A 4433-nucleotide genomic window follows, 5' to 3' on the forward strand; every position below is an offset into this window, starting at 1 on the left:
GGGGGGGGGGGGGGACGGTGGAGGGGGGGGCGGGGGCGGGGGGGGGGGGGGGGGGGCGCGGGGGGGGGGCCCCCCCCCCCCCCGCGGCGGACGTCGTCTACGTGCACGCGCCCGACGACAGCCACCAGGACCACCGCGCCCTCGCCTCGGCGACCCAGGGCGCCGCCCGGCGGCTGTCGCGGGTGCTGCACTACCAGAGCCCCTCGACGCTGAGCTTCACGCCGACGGTCTACGTCGACGTGACCGCGCACCTCAGCGGGAAGCTGGCCGCGCTCGGCGCGCACGCCTCCCAGGTCGAGCACTCGCCGATGGTCGAGCCCGACGCGGTCGTGGCCTCGGCCAGGCACTGGGGCGCCCAGGCCCGCATCGGCTACGCGGAGGCGTTCGCGCCGACCCGGATGGTGCTCGACATGCGGCCGCGGCCGCGGCGGAGGGCCGGCGACGTCCCCGCCGCGCACCGCATCGTCCCGGACCCGCGCCTCGCGGGGTGAGGACCGGCGTCCCCCTCCCCCCACGGGGGGAGGGCGGGACGATCGCATTGCAGGCAACACATCCGGCTGCCGATGCACCCGTGACGGGCGGGAGGACCCCGCCGGCGGAACGGAAGGACACCTGGCCATGGACGGCGCAGGGACGGGGAGCGCGGGGCTGAGCGTCCTGGCCATCGGCGCGCACCCCGACGACATCGAACTCGGCTGCGGCGGGGCGCTCCTGGCGCACGTCGCGGCCGGCGACGCGGTGACGATGCTGGTGGTGACCGGCGGGGAGAACGGCCCCGGCGACGGCGCCCGGGGTGCCGGCCGCCGGGCGGAGCAGGAGCGGGCCGCGGAGATGATCGGCGCCCGGCTGGTCTGGGGCGGGCTGCGCGACTGCGAGGTCGTGCCCGACTCGGCGACGGTGCGCCTGATCGAGCGCGTGCTGCGGGCGACCCGCGCCGACCTGGTCTACGTGCACGCGCCCGACGACAGCCACCAGGACCACCGCGCGGTCGCGTCGGCCACCCTCGGCGCCGCCCGGCGGCTGCCCCGGGTGCTGCACTACCAGAGCCCCTCGACGCTGTCCTTCGCGCCGACGGTCTACGTCGACGTGACCGTCCACCTGTCCGGCAAGGTGGCCGCGCTGGCCGCGCACGCGACCCAGGTGGAGATGTCGGCCATGGTCGAGCCCGACGCGGTCGTGGCCTCGGCCCGGCACTGGGGCGCCCAGGCCCGCATCGGCTACGCGGAGGCCTTCCAGCCCACCCGGCTGGTGCTCGACCTCGCCCCGGTGCACGGTGGCGCGACCGCCGAGGTGCCGGCCGCCTGGCAGCTGACGCCGTCGGTCCCCGCCTTCTGACCCGGTGGCCGTGCGGCTCGCCGCTCGACTTCTGCGGACACGCCGTCCGCCCCGCGACCGGGGCGGTCGCGGGGTGGAGTGGACTGCTGATCAGGCCACCAGCGCGTGGGTGACGATCTTGGTGCCGTCGGGGCGGTAGGTGCGCCAGCGGTGTCCGGGTGGGGCGGTGTCGTCGCGTTCGACGCGGTAGCCGTGGTGGACCTTCGTGTGGTGCCGCTCGCACAGCAGCCCGGTGTTGTCCAGCGAGGTTTCCCCACCGAGGGCCCAGTGCACGAGGTGGTGCACGTCGCAGAACCAGGCCGGGGCCTCGCAGCCGGCGAAGATGCAGTGCTGGTCGCGTAGCTCGACGGCCTTGCGGAGGTGCGGGGGGACGACGCGCTGCTCGCGGCCGACGTCGATGGGCAGCCCGTCGGGGTCGAGCACGATGCGGGTGACGGTGGCGTCGCAGGCGGTCCAGCGGGCGCGAGCCGCGGACAGGCGGGCGCCGGTTCCGGTGCGCGCGGCGGCCGGGCCGGTGTCGGGGTCGAGCAGGTCCTCGACGCCGATGGTGACGATGACGTGCGGCTTGACGGTGCGCAGCACCGGCAGCTGCCCCGACGCCAGGGCGTTGTCGGCGAGCTGGACGAGGGCGTCGCCGGTGCGCTGGGCGCGGTTGCGCAGGTCGCCGGCGCAGCGGGACGCGGCCTGCACGGCTTCCAGGGCGGTGGCGAGCTTCTGCCCGCCGATGGCGTCCAGCGTTCCGCCGATGGTCCAGGTCCCGTCGGGTTGCTGCACCAGCCACACCGAGCGCTCCACCGTCGGGTCGGGTTCGGGCCCGTCGGTGTCCAGCTTGGCCAGGTAGTCCCCGACCGCGGACTGCAGGTCCCGGTGGGTGCCGTAGCTCGCGACGAGCACCAGCGCAGCTTCCACTTCGGCCAGATCGATGCCTTGCTGCTCGGCCAGCTCCCGGTTCGCCGGCTTGGCGATCTCGGCGATCACCTCCACCTGGTCGGCGCCCAGCAGCCCGGCGGCGAAGGCCGCGGCGGTCGCGGGCAGGTGCTCGAGCACCCGGCCCTGGCTCACCAGTTGGGAGGCGCGCGACCCGGACAGCCGCACCACGCCGCGTAGCCAGGCCTGCGGGGTCCTGGCGGCGTCGTGCTCCATCGCGCCGTGGACGTCCACCCGTCGCACTGCCCTGGTCAGCTCGGCTTCTAGGCGATGCGCGGCCGTGGACAGTGCGCGCGCGTGCTCCAGCAACGCGGCGTCGGCCAGGCCGTCCAGGTCCAGGCGGGCCAGGGCGTCCAGTGCTGTCTGCAAGGCGCGCGCGCCCATCGACCCTCCGACATCTTCGAACATGCGTTCGATCCTAGCGGTCGGAGTCAGTCCCGGCAGCCCGAATGCCCAGCTCAGCGGGCTACCCACAGATTTCGCCTGCCCCTTGACGCCCGGCAGCGGGTGAGCGCTGTCGGGCGCTGTCGTGTGTCCCATGGGGCGGCTTGTGGGACACAGCCGCACGAGTCGGGACGCTGTGCGCTGGTGTGCACTTCCGGCTCGAGAACTACCCACCAGCGCACACTGTCGCCTCCGCCACCGCTGAAGACCGATGTGCCTGAATGGGCCGCTCAGCCTGAATCCACCGAAGCCCGCTGGTGAGTGCTGGTGGGCGTCGGTGGATCTTGGTTTCGGGTGGAGGGCGTGCCGGGGCTGGGACCTGGGTTTCCGAGGCTCCGGTCGTGGGTGGTCAGAGGGGCTGGTGGTCAGCCGCCGGGTGCGGGCAGGGCCCGCAGGATGGTGAGGGCGTCGAGGAGGCGCTGCGCCCAGGGCCAGCCGGTGGGTAGGCGCAGCCGCAGGCCGCGGGCGTGGCGCACTAGCCGGGCGGGAACGGCCAGGTAGCGGCGGCGCAGGGTCTTCATCGTCTGCCGTGGCGTGTCGGCGAGGTCTCCGAGGCGGGCGGTCCAGCGGCCGAGGTTGTGGGCGAGGGTCTGCAGCACCAGCCAGGCGTGGTTGGCCGCGAAGCTCTTGGTCGGCAGGTGGTTCAGCGCCAGGCCGTACTTCAGATCGCGGATGGCGAGCTCGACCTCGGCGTGGGCGCGGTGGAACCGGTCGAGGGCGACCGGGTCGCCGGGCTGGTCGGTGATGAACGGGTGGTAGTCGAACGTGGGGAACAGCGCCTGCTGGGCCTCATCGCGCAGTCCCGGCGGGGTGGGGGTGCGGCGCACGATCAGCCGCACCCAGGTGCCGTTACCCGCCAGGAGCGGGCACCGGTGGTCGTGCCGGGGCGGGACTGGTCGAAGGCCAGCCAGCCGATCTCGGCCACCGCCGCGCCGGGCTCGAAGTAGGGCACCGGGGTCCACGCGGACTCGTCCAGGGCGGCGATCAGTGCCCGCATCCGGCCGATCATCCGGGCGCCGATGGAGAACCCCACCCCGGCCTTGCGGCAGGCGGTGAGCACGTCGGCGAGGTAGAAGCCGGTGTCGGCGCGCAGCACCACCGGCCCGTCCACCCCCGCGGCGCGGATCCGGGAGAGGGTCTCGGTGACGAACGCCGGGGCGCCGGAGGCGTCGTTGGTCCGCCCCCGCCGCAGCCGCACGTGCAGCACGTCCCCGGTGCCGGCCGCGATGGCCAGGATCGGGTGGTAGCCGCGCCGCCCGGTGCGCATCGGTGCCTCGGCGCCGCGCTTGGCCAGCCCGTAGGTCTCCACCAGGGTGGCGTCGAGGTCGACCACGAACCGGCCGCCGTCACCGCCGGTGACATCCAGCGCCCCGATCTGGGCGGCGCGGGCCAGCAGCTGGCGGCTGACCGCGTCGAACTGCCGGGCCTGACCCCAGCGCAGCGACCGCAGGAACGTGCCCACCGTCGAGGGCGCGGCCACCCGATGCCCCAGCACCGCCGCGGTGGCGCCGGCGCGCAGCGCGTTCACATCGTCGATGCAGTCTGAGGTTCCCCCGAGACCGCGGAGGCATCAGCTATAAGGGGTAGCGATGCCAGAGATCCGCAAGAAGTACGACCGGGAGTTCCGTGACGGGGCGGTCCGGATCGTCGAGGAGACGAGCAAGCCGATCGCCCAGGTCGCCCGCGATCTCGGCGTCAACGAGGGCACGCTGGGCAACTGGGTGAAC

The 4433-nt window shown here is 74.6% G+C and carries 6 protein-coding genes; 3 read left to right on the plus strand and 3 right to left on the minus strand.

Translation table 11 applies throughout. From position 1 onward, the window contains the following. Window positions 1-101 precede the first annotated feature (101 nt). Together ACK586_RS14150 and ACK586_RS14155 are read left to right on the plus strand one after the other, a co-directional pair. Window positions 102-491 carry a PIG-L deacetylase family protein gene (locus tag ACK586_RS14150; RefSeq protein ID WP_409331129.1) on the plus strand — a complete coding sequence of 130 codons (390 nt, stop codon included), beginning with the start codon at window positions 102-104 and terminating at the stop codon, window positions 489-491. Between the two features lie 127 nt (window positions 492-618). Beyond that, entirely contained in the window at window positions 619-1335 is a 717-nt protein-coding gene (locus ACK586_RS14155; RefSeq protein WP_409331130.1) for a PIG-L deacetylase family protein, read from the plus strand. Window positions 1336-1425: 90 nt separating this feature from the next. Here the strand turns inward: ACK586_RS14155 and ACK586_RS14160 are convergent, their stop codons facing one another. From ACK586_RS14160 to ACK586_RS14170, 3 genes are all read right to left on the minus strand, one after another. Then, on the minus strand, window positions 1426-2670 hold the full coding sequence (locus tag ACK586_RS14160) for an HNH endonuclease signature motif containing protein (protein WP_409331131.1): 1245 nt from the start codon (window positions 2668-2670) through the stop codon (window positions 1426-1428). 401 nt (window positions 2671-3071) lie between these two features. Next, window positions 3072-3545 (minus strand): transposase, encoded by a 474-nt coding sequence (locus tag ACK586_RS14165; RefSeq protein ID WP_409331132.1) that lies wholly within the window; start codon window positions 3543-3545, stop codon window positions 3072-3074. Then, window positions 3536-4243 carry a transposase gene (locus ACK586_RS14170; protein ID WP_409331135.1) on the minus strand — a complete coding sequence of 236 codons (708 nt, stop codon included), beginning with the start codon at window positions 4241-4243 and terminating at the stop codon, window positions 3536-3538. Before ACK586_RS14170 ends, ACK586_RS14165 begins: the two co-directional genes overlap by 10 nt. Before the next feature lie 52 nt (window positions 4244-4295). Here ACK586_RS14170 and ACK586_RS14175 point away from each other — a divergent pair. Continuing rightward, a partial coding sequence (locus ACK586_RS14175; RefSeq protein WP_409331136.1) for a transposase occupies window positions 4296-4433 on the plus strand: 138 nt, incomplete at its 3' end.

It is taken from the genome of Trujillonella humicola, assembly GCF_046233715.1.
Lineage (GTDB): Bacteria > Actinomycetota > Actinomycetes > Mycobacteriales > Geodermatophilaceae > Trujillonella > Trujillonella humicola.

What these genes read in the sequence shown, in the direction of transcription:
- ACK586_RS14155 (WP_409331130.1), top strand. Translation starts at nt 619, where the DNA reads ATGGACGGCGCAGGGACGGGGAGCGCGGGGCTGAGCGTCCTGGCCATC.
- ACK586_RS14160 (WP_409331131.1), bottom strand. Translation starts at nt 2,670, where the DNA reads ATGTTCGAAGATGTCGGAGGGTCGATGGGCGCGCGCGCCTTGCAGACA.